This window comes from Rhizobium sp. BK379, assembly GCF_014193955.1.
Lineage (GTDB): Bacteria > Pseudomonadota > Alphaproteobacteria > Rhizobiales > Rhizobiaceae > Rhizobium.
Map to the genome: position 1 here is coordinate 130,236 of NZ_JACIAD010000007.1, position 24,106 is coordinate 154,341.

22 protein-coding genes are annotated in these 24,106 nt (G+C 59.8%); 11 read left to right on the forward strand and 11 right to left on the reverse strand.

Annotated elements, in window-relative coordinates:
• Positions 1-107: 107 nt before the first annotated feature.
• The 4 genes from FHT93_RS26740 to FHT93_RS26755 are packed head-to-tail and all read left to right on the forward strand — an operon-like array spanning position 108 to position 3,491.
• Positions 108-1,202, forward strand: a complete 1,095-nt coding sequence (locus FHT93_RS26740) for an ABC transporter ATP-binding protein (protein ID WP_183850294.1) — start codon at positions 108-110, stop codon at positions 1,200-1,202.
• Entirely contained in the window at positions 1,199-2,089 is an 891-nt protein-coding gene (locus tag FHT93_RS26745; protein WP_183850296.1) for a sugar ABC transporter permease, read from the forward strand. Before FHT93_RS26740 ends, FHT93_RS26745 begins: the two co-directional genes overlap by 4 nt.
• Before the next feature lie 5 nt (positions 2,090-2,094).
• A complete protein-coding gene (locus tag FHT93_RS26750) occupies positions 2,095-2,973 on the forward strand; it encodes a carbohydrate ABC transporter permease (protein WP_112545382.1) in 879 nt (292 codons plus the stop codon).
• 14 nt (positions 2,974-2,987) lie between these two features.
• Positions 2,988-3,491, forward strand: coding sequence for a GNAT family N-acetyltransferase (locus tag FHT93_RS26755; RefSeq protein ID WP_183850298.1), 504 nt, complete (start codon positions 2,988-2,990; stop codon positions 3,489-3,491).
• Positions 3,492-3,584: 93 nt separating this feature from the next.
• On the opposite strand, the gene FHT93_RS26760 is transcribed toward FHT93_RS26755, so the two are convergent.
• Positions 3,585-5,387, reverse strand: coding sequence for a hypothetical protein (locus FHT93_RS26760; RefSeq protein ID WP_183850300.1), 1,803 nt, complete (start codon positions 5,385-5,387; stop codon positions 3,585-3,587).
• 261 nt (positions 5,388-5,648) lie between these two features.
• On the opposite strand from FHT93_RS26760, the gene FHT93_RS26765 reads away from it, so the two are divergent.
• Positions 5,649-6,116, forward strand: a complete 468-nt coding sequence (locus FHT93_RS26765) for a hypothetical protein (RefSeq protein ID WP_112545379.1) — start codon at positions 5,649-5,651, stop codon at positions 6,114-6,116.
• A 35-nt stretch (positions 6,117-6,151) separates the two neighbouring features.
• On the forward strand, positions 6,152-6,643 hold the full coding sequence (locus tag FHT93_RS26770) for a CYTH domain-containing protein (protein ID WP_112545378.1): 492 nt from the start codon (positions 6,152-6,154) through the stop codon (positions 6,641-6,643).
• A 4-nt stretch (positions 6,644-6,647) separates the two neighbouring features.
• On the opposite strand, the gene FHT93_RS26775 is transcribed toward FHT93_RS26770, so the two are convergent.
• The 3 genes from FHT93_RS26775 to FHT93_RS26785 are packed head-to-tail and all read right to left on the reverse strand — an operon-like array spanning position 6,648 to position 9,390.
• The gene (locus tag FHT93_RS26775; protein ID WP_112545377.1) at positions 6,648-7,586 is read right to left on the reverse strand and encodes a DUF2950 family protein; all 939 of its coding nucleotides are present in this window, start codon (positions 7,584-7,586) and stop codon (positions 6,648-6,650) included.
• 29 nt (positions 7,587-7,615) lie between these two features.
• The gene (locus tag FHT93_RS26780) at positions 7,616-9,034 is read right to left on the reverse strand and encodes a DUF3300 domain-containing protein (RefSeq protein ID WP_183850555.1); all 1,419 of its coding nucleotides are present in this window, start codon (positions 9,032-9,034) and stop codon (positions 7,616-7,618) included.
• Between the two features lie 41 nt (positions 9,035-9,075).
• Entirely contained in the window at positions 9,076-9,390 is a 315-nt protein-coding gene (locus FHT93_RS26785; RefSeq protein WP_112545494.1) for a hypothetical protein, read from the reverse strand.
• A 323-nt stretch (positions 9,391-9,713) separates the two neighbouring features.
• Here FHT93_RS26785 and FHT93_RS26790 point away from each other — a divergent pair, with 323 nt between their 5' ends.
• The 5 genes from FHT93_RS26790 to FHT93_RS26810 all read left to right on the forward strand — a co-directional run bounded on the left by FHT93_RS26790 (position 9,714) and on the right by FHT93_RS26810 (position 15,066).
• On the forward strand, positions 9,714-10,055 hold the full coding sequence (locus FHT93_RS26790; RefSeq protein WP_113014237.1) for a DUF3302 domain-containing protein: 342 nt from the start codon (positions 9,714-9,716) through the stop codon (positions 10,053-10,055).
• Entirely contained in the window at positions 10,055-11,212 is a 1,158-nt protein-coding gene (locus FHT93_RS26795; RefSeq protein ID WP_112545375.1) for an HlyD family secretion protein, read from the forward strand. The genes FHT93_RS26790 and FHT93_RS26795 overlap by 1 nt, the downstream gene beginning before the upstream one ends.
• 99 nt (positions 11,213-11,311) lie before the next feature.
• Entirely contained in the window at positions 11,312-13,012 is a 1,701-nt protein-coding gene (locus FHT93_RS26800) for a SulP family inorganic anion transporter (protein ID WP_183850302.1), read from the forward strand.
• Between the two features lie 20 nt (positions 13,013-13,032).
• Complete coding sequence (gene ppk2, locus FHT93_RS26805; protein ID WP_112545373.1) at positions 13,033-13,875, forward strand: polyphosphate kinase 2; 843 nt, start codon at positions 13,033-13,035, stop codon at positions 13,873-13,875.
• A gap of 39 nt (positions 13,876-13,914) precedes the next feature.
• Positions 13,915-15,066 (forward strand): AI-2E family transporter, encoded by a 1,152-nt coding sequence (locus FHT93_RS26810; protein ID WP_183850304.1) that lies wholly within the window; start codon positions 13,915-13,917, stop codon positions 15,064-15,066.
• On the opposite strand, the gene FHT93_RS26815 is transcribed toward FHT93_RS26810, so the two are convergent.
• The 7 genes from FHT93_RS26815 to FHT93_RS26845 form a co-directional block, all read right to left on the reverse strand.
• On the reverse strand, positions 15,048-15,284 hold the full coding sequence (locus tag FHT93_RS26815; protein ID WP_112545371.1) for a hypothetical protein: 237 nt from the start codon (positions 15,282-15,284) through the stop codon (positions 15,048-15,050). The genes FHT93_RS26810 and FHT93_RS26815 overlap by 19 nt on opposite strands.
• Positions 15,285-15,451: 167 nt before the next feature.
• Positions 15,452-15,796, reverse strand: coding sequence for a potassium channel family protein (locus tag FHT93_RS26820; RefSeq protein ID WP_112545370.1), 345 nt, complete (start codon positions 15,794-15,796; stop codon positions 15,452-15,454).
• A 21-nt stretch (positions 15,797-15,817) separates the two neighbouring features.
• Complete coding sequence (cax, locus tag FHT93_RS26825) at positions 15,818-16,915, reverse strand: calcium/proton exchanger (RefSeq protein ID WP_113014242.1); 1,098 nt, start codon at positions 16,913-16,915, stop codon at positions 15,818-15,820.
• Positions 16,916-17,047: 132 nt separating this feature from the next.
• Positions 17,048-17,920, reverse strand: coding sequence for an amino acid ABC transporter substrate-binding protein (locus FHT93_RS26830; RefSeq protein ID WP_246781749.1), 873 nt, complete (start codon positions 17,918-17,920; stop codon positions 17,048-17,050).
• Positions 17,921-17,991: 71 nt separating this feature from the next.
• Complete coding sequence (gene potE, locus FHT93_RS26835; protein ID WP_183850306.1) at positions 17,992-19,350, reverse strand: putrescine-ornithine antiporter; 1,359 nt, start codon at positions 19,348-19,350, stop codon at positions 17,992-17,994.
• Between the two features lie 20 nt (positions 19,351-19,370).
• The gene (speC, locus tag FHT93_RS26840) at positions 19,371-21,734 is read right to left on the reverse strand and encodes an ornithine decarboxylase (RefSeq protein WP_183850308.1); all 2,364 of its coding nucleotides are present in this window, start codon (positions 21,732-21,734) and stop codon (positions 19,371-19,373) included.
• Complete coding sequence (locus FHT93_RS26845; RefSeq protein WP_183850310.1) at positions 21,731-23,992, reverse strand: arginine/lysine/ornithine decarboxylase; 2,262 nt, start codon at positions 23,990-23,992, stop codon at positions 21,731-21,733. Before FHT93_RS26845 ends, speC begins: the two co-directional genes overlap by 4 nt.
• Between the last annotated feature and the right edge of the window lie 114 nt (positions 23,993-24,106).

The following is a 24,106-nucleotide window of genomic DNA, read 5'->3' on the forward strand; positions in this document are numbered from 1 at the left end:
CTCTTCGGATCTCCGGCGGCGGGAATGACCCGCTGCCGGAACGCGTCGCTGCCTCGCCATCGAATAGGGTGGCGAGCCCTCTGCCGTCTCATACCCCCAGGTGAACAATGGCATCGGTTTCGCTCGAATCCGTTTCGAAGAATTTTGGTACGCATACTGTTATCCAGAATGTCGACCTGCAGATCATCGACGGCGAGTTTGTCGTTTTCGTCGGTCCCTCCGGTTGCGGCAAGTCAACGCTTCTTCGCATCGTCGCCGGCCTGATTTCCGCGTCGAATGGCGTGGTGAGGATCGGTGGCGACGACGTGACTGATGTGCCCGCCTCCCAGAGAGGCGTAGCGTTCGTCTTCCAGTCTTACGCGCTCTATCCGCATATGAATGTTGCGCGGAATATCGGCTTCGCGCTTGAGACCCTCGGCATGAACAGGGCCGCGATCAGCGAGAAAGTGCGGTCGGTCGCACGGATGCTGAAGGTCGATCATCTGCTCGAACGCCGGCCCCGCGAGTTGTCTGGCGGGCAGCGCCAGCGCGTTGCGATCGGCCGAGCCTTGGTGCGCCAGCCCGAAATCTTCCTCTTCGATGAGCCGCTGTCCAATCTCGATTCGGATCTGCGTATGGAGATGCGCATGGAGATCGCCAAGCTCCACGACGATCTGAAGACGACGATGATCTATGTCACCCATGACCAATCGGAAGCAATGACGCTTGCCGACCGGATCGTCGTTCTCAATCACGGACGTATTGAGCAGGTCGGCACGCCGAAGGAACTCTACCACAGCCCCGACAACCGGTTTGTCGCAGGCTTCATCGGCAGCCCCCGGATGAACTTCCTGCCCGTTCAGATAGCTTCAGCCAAGGTGACCGGCCCGGGCGGCCTCGTTATCGATGCAGGCCCCGAGGGCCAAACTATCGCCGAAATCGGCATACGGTCGGAGGCGATCCAGCTAGTGAACGCTGGAGACGGACGAATGACCTGCGTGCTCGAACGTATCGAGGATCTTGGCCATGAGCATTTTGCCTATTGCCGCATCAACGGCGACGTCATCTGGGTCATCCGCGTCAATGTCGAGCCGCCGAGGGAACTGATCGGCACGGAGGTCGGCCTGAATTTCCGGGATACTGCGATCTTTGCCTTCGCTGCCGATGGAAAACGCCTCATTCTCAACCGCCAGGCCGGCGTGATCGAAGGAGCACGGCAATGAGTGCCCGGCTTGCCCGCCGCGACCATCGTGCGGCCTGGCTGTTTCTGCTGCCGGTTATCATCGTCATGCTGGTCGTCGCACTCTGGCCGCTCGGCCGCACCTTCTTCTTCGCCTTCACCGATGCCTATCTTGACGACCCCTCCGTCTATTCAATGACGGGAATCGATAACTTCCTTGAGGTCATCAACGACCGCAGCTGGTGGATTGCCGTCAAGAACACGCTGATCTTCACGGTGATCTCGGTCGCGATCGAGACTGTTCTCGGCATGGCGATCGCGCTCCTCGTCAATGAAGCCATTCCCGGCCGCGGGCTGGCGCGCGCCGCCATCCTCGTGCCCTGGGCGATCCCGGTCGTCGTCTCGACGAAGATCTGGGAATGGATGCTCAACGACCAGTTCGGCGTTATCAACAAGCTCCTCATCGGGCTTGGCCTCATCGATCATGGCATTCCCTGGACGGCGAGCGGATCGCTCCTTATGGGCGTCGTGATCTTTGTCGACGTGTGGATGACGACCCCGTTCATGGTTCTGCTCATCCTTGCAGGCCTGCAGCTGATATCATCAGAGATATTCGAGGCAGCGGAGGTCGATGGCATTCCGGCATGGAAGCGTTTCTGGTCGATCACCCTGCCGATGCTGCGCCCGGCAATCGGCGTAGCGGTCCTCTTCCGCGCCCTCGATGCGCTCAGGATGTTCGACCTTGCCTATGTGATGGCGGCGAGCAACGAGAGCGTCATGACCGTCTCCATCTACGCGCGCGACCGGCTGATCAGCTTCCAGGAGCTCGGCATCGGCTCAGCGGCATCGACCTGGGTCTTCCTGCTCGTCGCGCTTGTCGCCATCATCATCATCGGGGTCCTTCGCCTCGACAGAGCCGCGGGGACCTGAGCGACATGGCCGATGCAATCATCCCGAAGACCGTCCGCAGGCCTGCCTCCTACTTCCGGATGCGGCGCCGTGTCGTGCGAAGCCTGCAGATCCTGGCCCTCCTGCTCGTCCTGTTCTACACGTTGTTTCCCTATTACTGGGCCTTCGTTTCCTCGACGAAGCAGGGTTCGGCACTCTATCAATCGGCGCTGATGCCGGCGTTCGACTTCACCTACTATCGCCAGTTGCTCGACAATCCCGTTTTCATGGGCTCGCTGCTGAACTCGGCCTATGTCGCGGTTTCAACCACGTTCCTGTCGCTCGTCATCGGGCTCAGCGCCGCTTATGCGCTGGGGCGCATCGACTTTCCGCAACGGCGCACCATACTGATGATCGTGCTGATGATCTCGATCTTCCCGCAGGTCGTCGTTCTCTCCGGCATGTTCGAGCTGATCAACTGGATGGGCCTGTTCAACCGGCCAAGCGCGCTCGTCCTCACCTACCTCCTGTCGACCGTGCCCTTCACGACCTGGATCCTGACCACGTTCATCCGCGAGTTTCCGCGGGAACTCGAAGAGGCCGCGATCATCGACGGCTGCTCACATTTCAGAATTCTGATGAAGATCCTGTTGCCGCTCATGGGACCTTCGCTTGCCAGCACCGGCATTCTTGCCTTCATTCTGGCTTGGAACGAGTTCCTCTTCGCGTTGACCTTCACCCTGACGGACGAGAACCGGACCGTGCCGGTTGCGATCGGCCTGATCGCCGGCAATAGCCGGTACGAATATCCGTTCGGTCAGATCATGGCCGCGTCCGTTACCGTAACGCTGCCGCTGATCATCGTCGTATTGATCTTCCAGAGACGTATCGTTGCCGGCCTGACGGCAGGCGCCATCAAGGGCTGACAAAGGACTAAACCATGGACATGCTGGTAAAACTCTACGAGCTGAAGGCCGATCCTGCGCTCGATAAACGCATCGCCGAACAGGGTATCACCATCCGGCGTGTCCTTGCGCCGGAATTGAGCGCTCTGACGGCTTGGATCGAGCCGCGCTTCGGATCCGGCTGGGTCGCGGAAGCGACGGTTGCGACCATGCGCCAGCCGCCCACTTGCTTCATCGCAATCCAGAACGACGAACTCATCGGCTTTGCCTGCCACGACGCAACCGCCAAGGGCTTTTTCGGGCCGACCGGCGTCGATACGGCCGCCCGCGGCAAAGGTGTCGGCCACATTCTGCTGCTGACCACGCTTCTCGATATGTACGCGCACGGCTACGCCTACGGGGTAATCGGGGGCGCTGGCCCGATGGAGTTCTACCGTCGAAGCGTCGGGGCAATCCCGATCGAAGGCTCGGACCCCGGCATCTATCGCGGCATGCTGCCGCTTGCCCAGCCGAGAGGCATTTCGGAATCGGGCCACTAAGTCTGATCGTGACAGATGTAAAAGCTCACGGAGACGTGTCGCTCGATCATCGTCTCCAGTGCTGTGGTCACGGCACCTGAGACGATGCTCACTTCAATTGAGAGACGCCTTGGCAACCGAAATAGGCATGCCGGCGGCTTTCAACCCAGCAAGGAAACGCTCCTGGTCTTCGGTCCGGGCGAGCCGCTTGGCGACTTCGCGCCCGACATTCGGGATAAGTGCGGGTGACCGGAGCTGGATCCAATCGAGTTGCTCCTTTGCCTCAGCCGTTTTCCCAAGGGTCCCGAGGATGGAGAGCAAGACGAGGCGATGCATCGGGTTGTAGTTCAGATCCGACATGCGCGACCAAAGTTCCGCGGCTTGCGTGTCACCCCGCATGAACGCACAGAGCGCCATCCCGACTTCGTAATAGCCACGTGGCCCGGCGTTCCTGTTGATGGCCTCGGAAATCAATTCACAGCCTCTGCTCCATTCTCCCGACATCGACAGACGCAAGCCATATTCCCCCGCCACTTCCGTGTCGTTCGGATTGCTGGCATAGGCCGCTTCGCCGGCGCGCAGGGCCGCAACCATGTCATTGCTGAAAAAGTCGGCGAGCATCAACGCCTGAAGGGCGCGCGCATTCTTCTGGTCGAGTTGTACGGCGCGTTCGGCAAGCTCCTTTGCAAGATTGAGTGTGGCGGCGGTCGGATTGGTGTTCAACTGGTACGGAAAGCGGAACTCGTCGAGATGGACCAGCGAGAGGAAGGCGGCAACATTGGAATCATCGGGCGTCTTCTCGATGGCCCGCTGCAGGCAAGACTTCGCAACATCATGGGTCTTCACGGTCATCTCGCTGCGATAGCTATAGTAGGAGAGAATGCAGGAAAAGGCGTCCGAGCCCCCAGCGATGCTGGCAGTGTCTGTCGTAAATATGACGCCGAACGGCCGTGCCACCGCCGTCGCGATATGTTCCGCAAGACTCGCCTGGGTTTTCAGGATGCCCTGCACTTTCATGTCGGCATCGTAATTGTTGGCCCAGATGACCACTCCATCCACCCGTCGCACGAGCCTGGCAGTTGAGCGCAGGGTGCTGCCTTCCAACCGCACGCTTCCCTGGAGAGCATAGAGCGGCTGCGGTGACGCCTGGCCTTCTCGATTGCGTGGCGGCGGAGCGACCACGACAATATCGTTGAAGGGGACGAGTTTTTCGATGATGTCGTCGGTGATGCCACGAGAGATATCGGATGCATGTCCGTCATCAGAGGCACTTTCAAAATGCTCGACAACGATGGTTGGTCGATTGGTTACCCCCCTCGCCGCTTTGGTGTTCGTGTCGAACGGGCTGACATGTTCGAGCATCACAGCCACAGAGGCGAGGACGATCCCGACACCCCCCGCAATCAGCCAATATCGGGAGCGCGACAGATGCCTGCTCGCTGCGGCCGGGCTGGTCGTGTTCCTGATGACGTTGACTCGCCCGGCGTCATCTCCTCCCGATAAAGGCTGAGGTTCTTGTCCGAAGCTTGAGACATCCGCATCCTCGATATCCTGTCTCACATCGAAGACCGGTACGTAGCCCCCACGGGGAACCGTGATGACGATCCGGTCAGCGCTGCCGGCGGTCAGATAATAATGCTCCAGTTCCCGCCTCAGCCGCCCGGCTTCGATGCGGACACATGGATCCTGCTGGGCATCGAAGTTCGCATCCCTGCCGAAAACCGCCTGGGCGATGGTAAAGGCCTTCAGATAATCGCGACGGCCCGCAAGTGTCTCGTTTACGACAAATTCAAGGAATCGCCCCGCCCGCTCGGGAAGTCGAAACTCCGGACTGGATAGGATGCGCTCAAGTTGCTGCAGCACCTCCTCCTGAGACGGTGCGCTGCCGCAAGCCCTGTCAATGCCTGCATTTGTCATCGGCGCCCTCGAATCCGATTGATCACAACCTGCAGTATGCTGCCACCGACGATAATCCCATGTCGTCACCGCGGCAACGTGATTTAATAGAAAAGGCTAATTTAACGGAAGGATTTCAAGAATCGACCGTATGACGTCAAGGTTACTGCAGGCGGTCATCGGTCGGCGTAAGATACCGTATCCTACCGCAATGGACGTGTATTTTACTGCCCTCGTCCCCGCGCGCGCTCTATCATCATCCTCATTCTGGAGGAGGCGGCGATGACATCACCTGAGACGTCCACATCCCAATCTATGACAAGCGCAGAGGACCTGCGCAAACGTGCTCTGGAACTCCAGCTTCTGGAAATGGAGCGCAACGAAAAGATCAAATCACGTGAAGCAAAGAAACATGCCGATTTCGTAGAGGATTTCTTCCGCAAACAGATCGGAGAAACGGAACGCGCCGTCATTAAACGGCTGGTGATGAAAGCGGCGGCGGACGGCAAGTACGAGGCGCTGATATACAGTTTTCCATCGACATTCTGCAGTGATAGCGGCCGCGCCATTAATAACAACCTGCCCGGCTGGCAGAAGACGCTGCAGGGTAAAGCAAAAGAACTTCTCGAACTGTTCGAGGAGGTCGCCAAGCCGCAGGGTTATGGCCTCAAGGCGATGATCATCAATTTTCCCGACGGCATGCCCGGAGATGTGGGTTTCTTTCTCACTTGGGAACCGCCTCTCGACTGACCCGTAACAGCAGGCATGAGCGAAGGAATATCGGATTGAAAGCGACCGAGATCGAGCGAAAGTTCCTGGTCCGCAACGATAGCTGGCGCGCTTGCGCCGGCGCCCCGCATCTGCTGCAGCAGGCCTACCTTTGCCGGCGCGATCAAAACCCTGTCCGTGTCCGCCTGATCGATGGCTGCTCTGCACGTCTAACGATCAAATTTCGAACGCCGGGCCTTGCCCGAGAGGAATATGAGTATGAGATTCCGGTCGATGAGGCCCGGGATCTCCTGCTCCATGCGGGAGGCCGCGTCATCGAAAAGACCCGCTACCGTGTTCTCCATGATGGCAAGAGCTGGGATGTGGATGTCTTTGCCGGCGCCTATGAGGGACTGACGCTCGCCGAGATCGAAATGGCGAGCGAGGATGAGCAACCGAACCTGCCGCAATGGCTGGGTCGCGAGGTCACGGGCAGGAAGCGATACTCCAACCGCGCCATGGCAGCTGCCTTGCGCTTTTCGCCGGCAGCGTCGAACGCCGCCGGCTGAACTTCTATTCGCTTACCACGGTCCAGCTTGCGTCCGGGTTGAAATCCTTGATCGCTGCTGCGCGCTCTTCCGTTTTGGGGCCCAGATCACGCTGGTAGATGATGTTGGCGCCATTGATCACGAATGTCTGCACGCCCGTGACCCTGTATTTGACCGGCCAGGCAATCAGTGCAAAGCCGCCGGTCATATAACCGTTGATGATGTAGCTTTGCTTGCCCCCGAGCACGTTGTCACCCTGAGACGTCAGAATGCGGTAGCGATAGCCGAAATAGCCCTCCCCGCGCTTGGCGGCACCGAAAGCGGCGGTCTCGACGAGCGCGCTTGCCGGACTTTCCTCGGGATAGACGTTCGGATCCCAGTACAGGCCGTCAAGCTTGCCGGGACTGCTGATCAATTTCTTCGCGAATTCATAAATGCCATCGCCATCGCGGTCCTCGGATGCATATTGGTATTGGGCCGCGACATATTCGTGCATCGTGTCGATGGTGGCGAGTTCGTTTTCACCGATACGACGATTGGTAATCTCTTCGAGGCCGCGTTCGGTGTCAAAGGACCATTTGCCGTCCTTGTCTTCGGTCACCGGAAACGGCAGCGGCCAGAGCCGATCGCCGATCGCAACAATCTTTTTGCCGTCGAAATCCCGCAGGATCGCCTGCCGTTCCGCGCCCTCGCGGATCAATCCGTAAGCGATCACCGCCTCGTTGCTGGAACGCAGCTTGTCCGCCTTTAGGCCAAGCAGAGCTGCGAGATCTTCGATATTGCCGGAACCGAGCACCGATTTCAGTTTGTCGAGCGCAAGCTCCGGCGTGTCGAATTTCGGTGAGGGGGTTGCCGCCACATATCCGGCGAGATCTGTCTGTACTTGCGAAAGCGCCGGCGCAGCCGGCATTGCGCAAAGCGCCGCCGCGAACATGAGCGGAATTACGGTCGATTGGCGTCTCATGATGTAACTCCCTGAGCTGAAAAAAGGTCTCACCGCCGTCTGCCGCCACCACCACCGCCACGCCCGCCGCCGCCCTGCGGGCGAGGCCGATGCTGTGCGGGGCGAGCGGACTGACGATGGGCGCCCATGCTCTGCGATCCTCGTTTCGAGGCGACAGCTTCGCGCCGGCCGGACTGGACATTCCCAAGTGCGCTCGGTTGACGCCCCCGATTGTCGGGCCTGGCGGCCATCTGCGGTTTATTGGGCCTGTTGGCGGATCTCTGCGCGGGTTTGGACGGGCGATTGGCCGCCTTCTGAGGACGTGCCTCCGGCCGGCCAGCTGCAGGCCGATTTCCTGCGGTTGGTCGATTTCCTGCTGATGGGCGATCCCCTGCCGATGGCCGGTTTCCTGCCGCTGGGCGATCCTTCAGGCCCTGTGCCGTGCTCTTGCGGATATCGTCCGCACGCACTGAATTGGCGCGATTACCGGGCCTCTGGGCAGCCTGAATATCGTTTGCCCTGTTGCGCAGCTGGTTGCGATTGTCAGCCTGCAGGCCGGACTTGATCGCCGAACGGTCCAGCTTCGAAAGCTGGTCCTTGCCGATGCTCAATTTGCTGCGGTCGACGTTGCTCCAGTCGACATCATTCCACTTGAGCTTTCCATTGAAGTTGCGGTCGTTCAGGCAGTTGTTACAGTCGATATCGATATCGCCACCCCAGCGGCCGCCCCAGACACCCCAGTCATCCCAGTTGACGACAGCCGCCCAGGCGAGGCCGGTCACGGCGCCAGCAAAGAACGCGGCCCCAGGGTAATAATAGTTGTCGTAATAATTGGGATAATAGGAGATCGGCGCCGAGGTATAACCCGGTTCGTAGAGCATTTCCGGCGGATATTGCGGGATATAGATCTTTTCCGGATCCGTCGGCCGGATGATGATATTGTCGTTTTCGGTTACGACCGTCACCTTGTCATCCGTCTTGATGATGTTCTTTTCAACCGCCTCATCGCGAAGCTGCTGGATGGCAATCAGGACGTCCTTCTGCTGATTGGTGAGCGCATCGGCGAGCGATTGGGTCCAGTCGAGATCCTCGCTCATCATCTTGACGACGTCAGGGTAATTGAGCAGGGAAACGACGCTGCCGTCCCAATCACTCTTGGGCTTGAGATCGGAATTCTTCTTTTTTGCTTCCAGGAAGCGCTGCGCCTCGATGATCTGGAGAGGAAAGAGTGAGGCGGCGGAAATTGCTGCGACCAGTTCATCCGGATAGAGAGCGATCCGCGCCACAAGCACTTCGAGCTCGTCCTCCGACAGAAGCGTAGCCGCCGGTTGCTCGGGAGCAGCCTGCGCAGGCGCCGCCGCAGCAGGGGCCGGGGCTTGCGTCTGGGCTCGTGCCGGTAACGTCGGCTGCAGCGCAATGATTGCCAACGCCGATAACCCACCAAGCAGTTTGTGGGACAATGCTTTCATCACGCACGTACCTCCCTTGGACAATTGAATGACAGATACGCTTACGGAAATTTCGGGCCGGTCTGCGGGGACCGCCTGAGCATTACGATTTTCGATTGGGCGATCGCCTCCCCCATCTCTTTCAACAGGGCATCGACGAGACCCGCATATTCCAGTCGCCGCGCCTCCCGAACAGCCTCCGGTAGCCTCTCGACATGCGCTAGAGCCTGCGCCGCAGCGGTGAGATCCTCACACATGCTGTGAAATGGCTCATTGATATAGAAAAGTCGCTGCACCAGCCGCTTCTGGTCGGGAAAATAAGTCTCAGCCGTCTCGAGGGCGGACAAATATGTCGAACCTTGTTCTCCCGACACCATCCCCGCCCCCGCCATCAAACTGCGCTAAGCAGATGAGGAAACTATATAACAGGGCGATCGGCAGCAGACGTAAAATACACGATCCTACGTTAGCCGGCTTTTGAAAAACCGCGGCAGTCCCGAGTGGCAATGCCGGCATGACCGCTGTTGCTCTGATCCCGCCCTTTTGCTCTCACGTGGAGATGGTCCCCACAAACGGCAGAGTTTCCAACGCTTCAATAGAGCTTACGCGATGCTACGGGCCTCAGCATGAAAACAGGCCTAATATTCTGCCCTCGACAGCGATCAAACGGCTCGGCAAGGCCAGCCCGAAGGGAGCGACCGTGTTTCTCGACTATTTTGCCTTGGGCGTCCTTGTCTTTGTCTTCGTCACCCTTTTCTACGCGGTGATCGCAATCCACGACATTCCTCACCTCATGGCCAAAGCGCGCAATCATCCGCATCAGGACGCCATCCATGTTGCCGGATGGGTCAGCCTCTTCACCCTCCATGCAATCTGGCCGTTCCTGTTCATCTGGGCCACCCTCTACCGCGAGGATCGCGGTTGGGGCATTCGCACGGATGGAAAGCTGTCGGCGGAAGCAGAAGCGAATGCAGAAATTGCCCGTCTTCATGCCCGGATTGCCGACCTCGAAGCGCATACGCCGGAGAGGGAGACCGCCTGATGGAACTACTCCTCATCCTGACTTATGCCGCGATCTGCTGGACGATCTTCAAGCTATTCAGGATCCCGGTAAATCAGTGGTCACTCGCAACCGCCGTCCTTGGCGGGATATTCATCATCTCGGGCCTTGTGCTTCTGATGAGCTACAATCATCCCTATTCGAGCGATGGGCGCATCTATTTCACGTCGGCTCCGGTCATCCCCGTCGTCGGAGGCCAGGTCGTCGACGTTCCGGTCACTGCGAACGCGCCGCTAAAGAAAGGCGACATCCTTTTCCGCATCGACCCCCGGCCATATCAGTTTGCAGTCGACCAAAAGACGGCAGCGCTTGCTGAAGCCAAGCAATCCGTCCTGCAACTGAAAGCCGCTCTCGACGCCGCCAATGCGGCAGTCACGGGGGCCGAAGCCTCGCGGGACAGATCCTTGCAGGCCTTTGAAAAGTTCCAGGCGTCGAACGAGAATTCGAAATCGAGTGGCCGAGGCGCCGTCTATTCTGAACTCGAGGTCGAGAACCGGCGCGGCATCTATCTTACCGCGGAGGCAGCGGTCGATACGGCACGTGCGCAAGCGACACAAGCAAAGCTTGCTTATGAATCCGAGATCAACGGCACGAACCCGACGGTCGCGAGGCTGCAGGCCGAGCTGAACAACGCCGAATACGAACTCGACCAGACGACCGTACGGGCGCCGTCTGACGGGTATGTTACGCAGGTCTTCCTGCGCCCAGGCATGATGGCCAATCCCCTGCCCCTACGCCCGGTCATGGTCTTTATCAACAGTGAGGACCGCATGCTGGCGGCAGCCTTCATCCAGAACTCGCTGCAACGTGTCCGCGTCGGTGATGATGCCGAGGTCTCCTTCAAGGCTGTGCCCGGCAAAATATTCAAGGCACGGGTGGCGGAGGTCATCGATGTGATGGCCCAGGGCCAATTGCAACCGAGCGGTGCGCTGATCGACCCGCAATCGCCCGAACGAACATCGCCCGGTCAGACCTTGGCCCGCATCGAGCTGCTCGAGAACACCGATCAGTATCAACTGCCCGGCGGCGTTGTCGCTGAGGTCGCGGTCTACACACATTATTGGCATCACGTCGCCCTCCTCCGCAAGGTGCTGCTGCGCATGAGCAGCTGGATGAACTACGTGTTCCTCGAACATTGAAGCAAAGGGTGGCGCCGACCCGGCGGTGCAAGCAAAAGCAAGGCACCGCGGGAGTAACGGCGACAGGATAAGGAGCCGGAATTGATAGGCAGTCTTCCTATGTTGCGGGGCCTGGCCGGTTTCAACAAGGCCTGGTTCCGGAGTGATATCCCGGCCGGGCTGTCGATCGCCGCCGTCGGTCTGCCGAGCGCTATCGCCTATCCCGCCATCGCGGGATTGCCGCCGGAGACAGGCATCTATGCCAGTATTGTCGCGCCGGTCGCCTATGCGATTTTCGGGCCTTCCCGGCTCCTGATCGTCGGGCCCGATGCTGCGACGATGACCGTGCTGGCAGCGGCGATGGGCACCATCATTGCTGCCGCACCGGCGGGAGGCGATGTCGATCGGGTTGCGGTCGCTTCGGCGCTTGCGCTGGGGGTCGGCATTTGCTGCTTAGCAGCAAAATTGCTGCGGCTCGGCGTTCTCGCGAGCTTTCTGTCCCGCCCCATCCTGGTCGGGTTCTTTGCCGGCGTCTCTCTCTCCATCCTGATCGGACAGATCGGTCGGTTTACAGGCGTAAAAATCGAATCCGACGGGTTGGTCTCGCCGCTTGTCGAGATCTTTGCCAAGAGCAGTCTGATTCACTGGCCTTCGCTTATCCTCGGCACTGCCATGTTCGCGTTGCTCTGGACCGTCCGTGGCTTCAATCTGAAAATCCCCGGTCCCGTCCTGGTCGTCGTTATCTCAGTTATCCTTTCGGCGCTCTTCGATTTTCGTGGTCGGGGTATTGCCGTCGTTGGCGACCTGCCAAGCGGGTTGCCGAGTTTTTCCCTGCCGGCTTTCTATCAGATGCCTCTCGACAAACTCATGATCGGCTCGGTCACGATCTTCCTCGTCAGCTTCGGCGCCGGTATCGTGACGGCACGCAGCTTTGGATCGCGGACCGGCGAAGAGGTCGATGCCAATCAGGAGCTGATCGGGCTTGGTGCTGCCAATATCGCCCCGGGCCTTTTCGGCTCGTTTCCGATCAGCGCATCGGATTCCCGTACCGCCATAAACCTGTCGACGGGCGGCGTTTCGCAGCTCGCCGGGCTCGTTTCGGCGGCGACGCTGGTCGCCGCACTGGTTTTCCTGCATGGCGCGTTGCGGATTCTCCCGATCCCTGCACTTGCGGCCATTCTCGTGGCGGCGGCCATCAGCCTGATCGATATTCGCGAGCTCAAGAAAATCTGGCGCATCAGCCGCATGGAGTTCGTCTTTGCGCTGATCGCCATGTGGGGAGCCATCAGTTTCGGCGTCCTCAACGGCGTGATCGTCGCCGTCGGCGCGACCTTCGTCTATCTGCTGCGCCAGACCATGTTTCCGCGCGACGGCCTGCTTGGCCGCATCGAAGGTCGGCATGGCTTCTTTGACCTTCAGCGCTACCCGGAGGCACGCCCCGTTCCGGGCGCCGCCGTCTTCGCAGTTCAGGGCAGTATCCTGTTTTACAACGCCGACTATGTGCGCATCCGGCTGATGTCGGTCGCAAAGGAACTTCCCGCCGACACCAAATGCCTGGTGCTCGATGCCAGCGCCATCACGCAAATCGACAGCACCGGCGCCACCGCACTCGAGGCCGTGGCGGAATTGCTTGTGAAGCGAAACATCATCTTTGCGTTCGCCGATCTCAGCGATGAAAGCCGCGCCATTCTCGAGCGGGCCGGGATCATCAAGACAGTCGGCGCCGAGAATATTTTCAATGGCAGAGAAGAGGCGCTGCGAACGCTGATCGGCGATATCGACCAGATCGGCAATGCCGCAACGGCAAGCGCTGCCCCGTGATGACAGAAGGAGGGAGAGACATGGACGAGAATTACGAGCCGCAACTCGCCGATGGCGAGGAGCCCCGCACCGGCAAGGGCAAGAAGAAAAAGAAGTCATGGGATTACGAGAAGGAGATCAGCCGCCTGCAGGTGGAATTGGCCCATCTGCAAGCCTGGGTCAAAAAATCCGGCGCACGGATCGTCATCGTCTTCGAAGGACGTGATGCTGCCGGCAAGGGCGGGATGATCAAGCGCATAACGGAAAGGGTCAGCCCGCGCGTCTTCCGGGTGATCGCCCTGCCCGCGCCGACCGACCGCGAGAAATCGCAGATCTACATGCAGCGCTACATCGCCCATCTGCCGGCCGCCGGCGAAATCGTGATCTTCGATCGCAGCTGGTATAACCGTGCCGGAGTCGATCGGGTCATGGGCTTCGCCAGCGACAAGAAGGCACAGCGCTTCCTTGAGCTCGCACCGCGGTTCGAGGCCGCCATCGTCGAAAGCGGCGTCATCCTGCTCAAATATTTCCTGACGGTCAGCGAAGAAGAGCAGGAACGGCGTTTCAGACGCCGGATCGACGATCCTCTGCGGCAATGGAAACTTAGCCCAATGGATGTCGAATCCTACCAACGCTGGTGGGACTATACGCGCGTCTATGACGAGATGCTGCGGATGACCGACAGCAATCACGCGCCGTGGTGGATCGTGCCTTCGGATGACAAGAAGCGGGCGCGGGTCAACTGCATCTCGCACATTCTGCAATCGATCCCTTATGAGCGTGTGAAATTCGAGGCGCCGGATCTTGGGAAGCGCCAAAAGCGCCCGTCGGCCTATGTCGAGGATCGCGCAATCCGGCATGTAGTGCCCGACACAACGTCATGACGATGGGTCCGGCTCTACATGCCGGGGATGGATGCAGCCATGGAGCAGGTCAATGATACGGCCCCGCAACCGAGCGGTGCGGGGCAATTTTCGATCGAGGCGCGCGTCAGCGATCTCGTTCGCTTGGGCATTATAGGGCTTTTTGCCTATTGGACACTGGAGCTTATCGCTCCCTTCGCGCTGATCGTCATCTGGTCGGCTATCCTTGCGGTGGCGCTGTTTCCGATGTTCGATGCTCTCTCGCGGCTGATCGGCAACAGGCCGGTAATCGCGTCGATCGTCATCGTCGTCAGTTGCCTCGTCCTGATCATTGCCCCGCTTGCCCTCGTCGCCGTCAATTTCGCCGACACTGTGCAGGCGTTGATCGGCAAGTTGCGGACTGAAGACTTCACCTTGCCTGCCGCCCCGGCTGCCATCAAGGAATGGCCCGTCATCGGCGAGCGCATCTATAATACATGGAACCAGATTGCCGGCGACCTGGCTTCTACCGTCATCAAGTTTCAAGCACCTATCCGCGAAGTGATGGGCGTCATCGTGGCAAAGCTCGCTTCGGTCGGCGGCGGTGTCTTGAGTTTCGTTGCCTCGATCCTGCTTTCCGGCCTGTTTCTGACGCGGGCCACGCCACTTGCTGCGGCAGTGCAGCTGCTGGCAAACCGGATCGGCGGCGAAAAAGGCGTCGGCTTTGCCCGGCTTGCCGGAAGTACGGTGCGGAATGTTTCGCGCGGCGTCATTGGCGTCGCCTTCCTGCAGACGCTGCTTTGCGGTTTGTGCTTTGCCTTTTTCGACATCCCCGCACGCGGTGCGCTGACCTTTGCCGTCTTCATGCTCTGCGTGATGCAATTGGGTCCTGGGCTGGTGCTTCTGCCCATGATCGTTTGGGCCTGGTTTTCCTGGTCCTATGGCACCGCACTTATCTTTACCTGCCTGGCGATACCGATCACGGTGGTCGACAATGTCCTGAAGCCCATATTGATGTCGCGCGGTCTCTCGACCCCGATGCTCGTGATCCTGATCGGGGTCATCGGCGGTACGCTATCACACGGGCTTCTCGGGTTGTTCCTGGGGCCCGTAGTTCTCAGCGTCTTTTACGAATTGCTGCGAGCCTGGGCCTGGCCAGCGGCAGCGTCAACCGGATCCGAGCATGAACTCGCTGCCGGCTTCGACGGGCAGGTTCAGCGGTCGGTGCAGTAGACGAGAACCTCCTGCTCTATTTCAAGGCAGAGCTGCTCATATTCCGTAATCAGCCTGTCTTCACGCGGGCGCTGATTGCGGAACCGATCCAGTGCATCGACGGCAAGATCGTAGGCTTCAAACATTTCACCAAGTGTCTCGCTGGCGATGCCAGAAAGACGATGACGAATATCAGGCAGTCGGAGCATCAATTTCCTTCGTCCACGCTCTCGGCTCATAAGGCAGCTCCGTATATTTGCGCACCCCCGCAAATCGTACGAACTCAGGGGAACGCCGGCCGTTCCCGATTGGTTACCGAAAATTTATTCGTAAGAATGGTTCCGTTGGATCACATTACAAGAGAACGAATTGCGCTCTGCACAGTGCGGCGTAAACGAAGAGGGCATCAGGGCTCCCAATCGTCAGCGTTCAAGGCCTTTACAGTGACTGCGGCGACAATGCCGGTCAGCACAATTCCTGCGAAGCCGATGACCAACGACAATATCCGCGCCGAAACATGTTTGGGAGTAAAATCGCCGTAGCCGATGGTCAGGCCCGTCACGAACGTGAAATAGAGAGCCTCATCGAGGCGCCAGTCTTCGATGCGCCAGATTGCAAGCCCGCATCCGATCATCACAAGGACCACCCCTGATACGATTGGCCAGATCACGCGAAGCTGCCTTACCAGTGTGGTGAAGAACAGACGCCGCATTTGTCGATGGGTCAATTCACGACCAGGTTTCATTGGCATATTTGCCTCCGCCGGCCCGCATCACGATGTCTGATCGGGCAGAACATAAAGCGTCATGGCAAAGATCATGTAGACCATCAGCACCAGCATGCCGATGAACCATGCCGAACGCCCGCTATTGGTGACGAACATTGCCGTGATCGTGGCCAAGAAAACCATGACCACGACGCCGGGCGCAAATTGCAGATCCATCGGTGTCGGACCGATCAAATAGCTCAAGAGGACCAGCACGGGCGCGACGAAGAGCGCGATCTGCGACGCGCTTCCAAGTGCAATGCCCACACTCAGGTCGAGCCGATTCTTGCGCGCACCGGAAAAGGCCGAAGCCATTTCGGCAGCACCGCCGACCAGCGCAACGACGATGAAGCCGACAAAGGCTTGCGTCATCCCGAAAACCTTGGCGGCCTCTTGCACCGACTCGACGAAGATCTCGCTGACGAGCGCGACCAGCACTGTGACACCAGCAAGCGTGGCCAGGGCCATGCCGATCGGCCACGGCGGCTCTTCGGCGTCATGGGCTTGCTCGGCTGCGGCGAAAGCGTCGCGATGTGTTTTGAGCGTGAACAGCAGGCCCAGCGCGTATCCGACAATAAGCAGGATCGCCAGGCCGAAGCTGAGCTTGTGGATGACGGCCGTCGCTGATGCAGAATCCATGGAAGCAACTGCCGATGGCATCAGCAGACCGATCGTGGCGAGGAAGAGCAAGCCCGCCTGGAGGCGGGCATTGGCGCGGTTGAACTCCTGCGTGTGATGTTTGAGGCCACCGAGCAGAAACGACGCTCCCAGCATGAATAGGGTGTTCGTGACGATCGCACCGGCGACGGATGATTTTACGAGCGTGTATTGCCCGGCGCGAAGGGCAGTCAGCGCTATGACGAGCTCCGTCAGGTTTCCAAGCGTCGCGTTGAGCAACCCGCCGGCAGCATCGCCCGTCTTTGCCGCTACGGATTCAGTCGCGTGACTGAGGAGACCCGCGAGCGGTATCACCGCAAACACAGAGAGGATGAACAGCAGCGTGTGCGCCTCGGGGGCAACGCTCGCAGCGACAAAGACGACCGGCACTGCGACGAGCAGCCACAGCATCGGGTTGTGACGAATTTCTTTCCAAAGGAGGCTCACCCCACCACTCCCATCCGTTTCGCTGCATCCATATTTCTTGCTGCGGCATGCAGACGGGTTGCAGGTCGACGGACCTGCTCCGGAGCGTGCCGCCTTCATTTTCGACGGCCGTATTTCCCACCGATCGCGGTGTTATTCTGGCAGCGCCGTCTGCTGGAAGAATGTCACCGTTGCTTCATCCGGTGGCCCGAACCAGGTGGTGAAGAAGGTTCGGAAATCCTGCGCCGCATAGGTCTGGCTCAAGGCACGATCGACAGCGAGACGGAAGTCCTCGTCGCCGCGTGCCAGTTCGAGACCGAGCGGCTCGTAGGTGAAATGGCGCTGCAGGACGATGAGATTGCCGGAATTGTCGCTGCGGGCGGCAGCATCCATGAGGACCGGCATATCACCGAAGAGCACCGCCGAACTGCCGTCCAGCACACGTTCGATACCCTGCTGATAGTTGTTGACGGGCGTTGCGGTCGCCGCGAGCTGGAAGGTCTTGATCCTGTCGGTCAACCAGCTTTCACTCGTCGTGCCGGCGATCGAAGAGAATGTCTTGTGTTCCAGGATCGTGCGGGCCGGCGAACCGCGCCAGACGGGTCGGCTTGTCGGTTCGCCATATTGCAACACCTCCCGGAGCGCCAGCGGAGAACTGGTGCTGAGCAATGCGCCGGTGCCGCTCGGGAAGATCGGGATCGAGAACGAGACAAGTTTGCGGCGCGTCAAGGTCACCGGCTCCGCACCGCAGACAAGATCGGCTGCACCGCTCTCGATCGCCGTGGTCTTGGCATCGCCGGACAGGGGAACCCATTCGACATCGAGCTTCGACAGGTTCAGCTGTGCTCTTAGACTGTCGGCAATCTTGTTGCAAAGAGCGACGGCATAACCATCCGGCCTGCCCTGCTCCGAATTGAAGGAAAAGGGCCTGGCATCCGGATCGTAGCCGAGCTTGAGCGCGGTGCTCGTCTTGACGCGATCGAGCGTCTGGGCTTGCGCGGGCGCGATGAGCGCCGATGCCGCCATTGTAGCGAGGACGGAGGCGGCGATCACCGCCCGGCGACCATTTCTCTTTGACATGATTGGTCCTCCCTCTGTTATTCGGCCGGAGCCCGGTTCACGCCGCCGGAAAAGCGCGGGGCGATCAGGCCGTAGATGATGAAACCGATGCCTGTGACGATCATGCCGCCGAGCACTGCATCCTTGCCGGAGGCGTAGATGGCGAAGACGCTATAGGCCATGCCGATAAGCGCGATCGTGGCATTCAGCTTGTATTTCGCCGGCGGCACGCGGGCGGCCTTCATCATGACGAACAGCGCAGACAGCGAGATGATGTAAGGCAGCACATTGGTGACGACAGCGAGATTGACCAGTGCGGAGAACTGTTCGCTCAGCGTCGGCGATATGGTCATCAGGGCAAGGCAGGTCTGCACGATGCCGAGAATGATCATCCCCCGCACCGGTGCACCCATCTCGTTGACCCGCGAGAAAATGGACGGGAACATCCGCTCGTCGGCGGCGGTCTTCGCCGTCTGGGCAATCGTGAACTGCCAGCCGAGCAGCGAACCGAGGCAGGCGAGCACCGCAAGCGCCATGATGATCGAACCAACAGTCGGGTTGAACATGGTGGCATAGGCGAGCGCGAACGGCCCGGTGGAGGTCGCGAGATCCGCATTCGGCACGATGCCCTGAATGACCGTCGTCGACAGGATGTAGATGACGGCTGCACCGAGCGTCCCGAACATGCAGGCGAGCGGCACATCGCGCTTGGGATTTTCGACGGCATCGGAATTCTGTGCGGCTGATTCCATGCCGAGGAAGGCCCAGAGGGTCAACGAGATGCTCGATCCCATCCCTTGCGCAAGCGATAGTCCTTTCGGGTTCCAGGCGGCCGCGAACGTGCTGGAGCCGAACCACAGCCAGCCGATGATCGACAGCAATCCGACGGGAAGGATGACGCCCCAGACCGTGATCGACCCGATGCGGCCGGTGATGCGCGGTCCGCCGAAATTGGCGGCCGTGGTCAGCCACAGAAGGACGATCAGCGCCAGGCAGGTCATGATGGGGGTCGAGGTCAGAGCCGGAAAGAAGCCGGCGAGATAACCAACAGCCGAAATGCCGATCGCCACGTTGCCGACGGCAAGCGACAGGAAATACAGGAAGAACACCATGAAATAGCCGTCCTTCCCATAGGCATCTTCCGCATAGGCGGACATGCCGCCGGGGCGCTGGTTGAACAGCCCGGCCTGGGCAAAGCCATAGGCGATCGCCATCGAGCCGACGGCGGTCACGAGCCAGGATAGCAGCGAGATCGCACCGACCTGGGCCATGTTGGCGGGAAGCATGATGATGCCCGAGCCCATCATGTTGACGGCGACGATGAAGGTGAGCTGCACAAGGTTCATCTTCTTCTTGGCCGTGGTCTCGGCCGCGAGATGCATCGTGTTATCGGTCATGACGAAATCCTCCCTACCCGCTACTCGCGCACGACATATGTGTGGAATTTGATCCGCCCATCGATCCGCTCCTGGAACACGCCCTGGACCTCGTAGTTGAAGCCCGGGAAGCGATTGAAGGATTCCTCGAAGGCCAGGAAATAGTCGCGCATCGGCCGCGCCCGATCGTCCCAGCGCTCGCCGGGCACGATCACGCCGATACCGGGCGGATAGATCAGCGCCAGCGTCGCGGAGATCCGGCCGGCGGCTTCCGTCAGCGGTACGTAATCGACATTGTTGGCGACCAGCGCTTCATAGGCTTGCTTGGGCGCAATTGCGGGCTCCGGGAAGCTCTCGGAACGGAAGCACAGACGCTGCAGTTCCTTGACGCCGGCCTCGCGGTAGAAGGAATGCATCTCCCGGCAAACCTGGCGAACGGTATAGCCGGCATAGCGCTCGCGATTGGCCGCGTACACGGTCGGCAGCACCTCCTGCAGCGGCGCGTCGCGGTCCCAGAGGTTCTTGAACTTGACGAGCTTGGCGACCAGCGTGTTCAGCTTGCTTTCGTCTTCGGCAGGCGTCAGCAGGAAGAGCAGGCTGTTCAGATCGCATTTTTCCGGCACCACCCTCTGCTCGCGCAGATAATTGGCAACGACAGTCGCCGGGATGCCGAATTCGCGATATTCGCCGGTCTTCCGGTCAATACCAGGCGTGAGTATTGCGAGCTTGTTCGGATCGACCATGGTATAGCCCGGCGCATAGCCCGAATAACCATGCCACTTCGCCTGCGGATCGAACCGCCAGCATTGCTGCTCGCGTTTGAGCACATCGGTCGGGATATCTTCCCATCTGGTATCGGCGATGTCGCCGGTGTGCTTCGAGCCTGAAACCGAGACCTTGTCCGGGACGAAAGGATCGAAAAACCATTGTTCTTCGGGGCTTGCCGCCTTGCTCTCGTAGTGGTTGACGAAGCCGCGCAGCTTCTTGCGCACCTCGATGCCGAGTTCGATGCAGCGGTCCCACAGCATCTCGCCGGCCTTGCCCTCATGGACCTTGGCGTTGACATCGAGCGAGGCGAAAAGCGGATAGAAGGGTGAGGTCGAAACATGCATCAGCAGCGATTCATTGAAGCGCTTGTGTTCGACGAAGCGGCGCTGGCCGCTGATATGTTCGTCCCGCTTGTGGATCTGTGACGCCTGCGAGAAGCCTGCGCCCTGCTTGTGGACGGACTGGGTGGAAAACAGACCCGGCATGTCGGCACCGAGGTCCTTGAGGCGCATCGGGCTATGGCCATCAAAGAGCGGATGAAAGGCGTTATAGCCAATCCAGGCTTCGTCCCAGAGCACGTAATCGCAGAGATGGCCGATCTTCTCCATGACCTGCTGCACATTGTAGATCGTGCCGTCATAGGTCGCGAGCTGGATACAGGCGAGACGGAAAGGCCTCTCACCCTTCGCCCGGCTCTTGTCGGTGACCAGCGGGTGCTCCTCGATCTTCTGCCGCAGCCAGCCCTCGTCCCAGGCCGCCCAATCGACAGCACCGATCATGCCGAAGGAATTGCGGGCGGTCGGCAGATAGATCGGAATAGCGCCGGCTTGCACGAGAGCGCCCTGATGCAGGGACTTGTGATTGTTGCGGTCGAAGAGCACAAGATCGCCGCTGCGCAATACGGCATTGGCCACCACCTTGTTGGAGGTGCTCGTGCCGTTGAGGATGAAGTAGGTGCGATCCGCGCCGAAGATGCGCGCTGCCTGTTTCTGGGCTTCGACGGCGGGGCCTTCATGGATCAGCAGGTCGCCGAGATCGACATCGGCGTTGCAGAGGTCGTTTCGAAAAATGCTCTCGCCGAAATATTTGAAGAAAAGCTGCCCAGCCGGCGATTTCCGATAGAACTGGCCGCCCTGATGCCCCGGGCAATCGAAGGCGATATTGGCCTCGCCGTCATAGGCCATCATGCCGCCGAAGAAGGGCGGCAGCAGCGACTTGCCGTAATTGACCGCGCTGGAGACGATCTGCTTGGCATAGAAGGTCGGTGTCTGCTGGCCGAGATAGACGAAACCATCCACCTCACCGGCCATTTCCACGACATCCATGTCGGCAATCGTCAGCGTATCGGCCATAGCCCAGATCGGCGTGCGAAAACCGATCTCCCTGACGGAACGAAGGAAGCTGCGCGCCGCCGGCAGCTTGCCGCCCTCGACCGAGCCGATATAGGCGCCGACATCAGCATCCTCGGAGACATCGGCGGAATAATCGTCGCGCAACTCCACCTCGAATCCGTCAGCGGTGATCTGCGATACCAGCGCCTGTGCCTGAAAATTGTCGCGGTCGATGATCGCCACGATCTTCAGCATCTTGTGGAAGGGTATGGCGACCGTCGGAGACTTCACATCACGCGGGATCATTCCTGGCCCTCCCCTGCAATGCAATCGACAAGGTAGCGACGTCCGCCATCACCGGGCGCGAAGCGAAGGCCGTGAATATCGGTTTCGAAACCTGGGAACTTGCTGTCGAAGTCACGGGCGTAAAGCAGGTAATCCTGGATCGACTTGGTCGACTGGGTGATCCGCTCGCCCGGCATTATCAAGGGAATTCCCGGTGGATAGGGAACGATCATCACCGCGAGGATGCGGTTCATGAGATTGTCGATCTCGACGCTCTCGATCTTGCCCTTGACCAGCCGGTCGTAGGCATCGGCGGGCCGCAGGGCCATTTCCGGCAGGACCGTGTACATCTCGCGCTGCGCCTTCGGCACATCGTCCTTGCGATAGATTGCGTGGATCTGCTCGCAGAGATCTTTCAGTCCCATGCCGGCATAGGCTTCCGGATGGGCTGCGGCGAGCGCCGGCAGCGCCCGGGTCAGCGGCGCATTGGCGTCATAGAGATCCTTGAAATTGAGGAGTTCGGTGACGAGCGTGCTCCATTTGCCGCGGGTGATGCCCATCGAGAAAAGTACGAGGAAAGAATAGAGACCGGTCTTTTCGATCTCGATGCGCCGCGACGACAGGAACTTGGTGATGACGGCCGCCGGGATCCCGTGCTCGTCCATCACGCCGCTTGCCGAGAGGCCCGGCGACAGGATGGTGACCTTGATCGGATCGACCATGACATGATTTTCGGCAAGGCCGGTAAAACCATGCCAGGCATCATCGGGCTTCAGGACCCAGTCGGCATGGGTGTCACTCGGCGTCTGTTCGGCAACCGTCGGCTCCCAGACATCGAACCACCAGCTTCCGTCCGTCTGTTTCCTGACGGCATTCATCGCCCGGCGGAAGCTGATCGCCTCGTCGATCGTCTCCTGCACCAGCGCGCGGCCAGCCGGCTGCTCCATCATCGCGGCGGCGACATCGCAGGAGGCGATGATGCCATATTGCGGCGAGGTCGATGTGTGCATCATGAAGGCTTCGTTGAAGCGGGTGATGTCGAGACGCTTGTTCTCGGCATGCTGGATGTGGATCATCGATGCCTGCGACAGGGCGGCCAGCAGCTTGTGCGTCGAGTGCGTGGCGAAGGTGATGGCGTTCTGCGATCGGGCGGGCTGGTTCGACGAGATGCCGTGGAAGCCATCGTAGAATTCGTGGAAATTCGCATAGGCATACCAGGCTTCGTCGAAATGCAGCACTTCGACCGCATCCCCCAGCGACGCCTTGATGGCATCGACATTGTAGCAGAGCCCGTCATAGGTCGAATTAGTGATGACCATCAGCCGGACCTTGCCGCTGGTTTGCCCGGCAAAGGGACTGGCAGCAATCTTGCCGGCGATCGATTCAGGGGTGAACTGGTCCTTCGAGATCGGACCGATAATGCCGAGCCCATTGCGGGACGGCGTCAGATAGATGGGTGTCGCGCCCGTCATGATGAGCGAGTGCAGGATCGACTTGTGGCAGTTTCGGTCGCAGAGCACGAGATCGCCGCGCCCGACCATGCCGTGCCAGACGATCTTGTTGGCGGTCGACGTGCCGCCGACGACGAAAAGGGTCTCATCCGTGCCGAAGATGCGCGCCGCATTGCGCTCGCCCTCGGCGATCGGCCCGACATGATCGAGAAGCGAACCGACGCTGCCGACCGATACCGAAATATCCGATCGCAGCGTGTTTTCGCCGAAGAACGTATAGAAGAGCTGACCGACGGGGCTCTTGCGGAAGGCGACGCCGCCGCCATGGCCCGGTGTGTGCCAGGAATAGGCACCCTCCAGCGTATAATCCATCAGCGCCTTGAACATCGGCGGCGGCAGCCGGTCCAGATAGTTGCGGGCGGCCTGCGCGATGGCGCGGGCCATGAATTCCGCTGAATCTTCGAACAGCCGGAAGAAGGCATTGGCGTGCCGCAACACTGCGGCAGGTACATCTTCCGCGGTCGTGTCGTCGCCAAAGAGGAAGATCGGCAGACGGTCGTTTCTCTGCCGTTTGGCTGCCAGAACCTCGCCCAGCACCTGCCAGCGTGTCGCCTTGTCCTCGGTGCCATCAACGGAGACCAGCCAGCAGGATTCGGTGTTGAAGACATGGACCAGACGACGGGCGTCTTCATAGGACACGCCGGAGACGATCCGGAATCCTTCCTTCTCGATGGCGGCCGCCAGATCGCGCATACCGCGTCCGGCAGCACTCTTGCCATCAAAATCCTCGTCGATAACAGCGATAGGAAATGCCGTCTGGAATTCCATGCGTTCCTCCAGAAACCGAGGGGTCAAACGCTGCGGCCGCCATGCAGCCGTCTGCATCTCAGGTTGAAGGATGGTACATGACGGGTAGTGCAGCGTCGTTGATTGCAATCAACG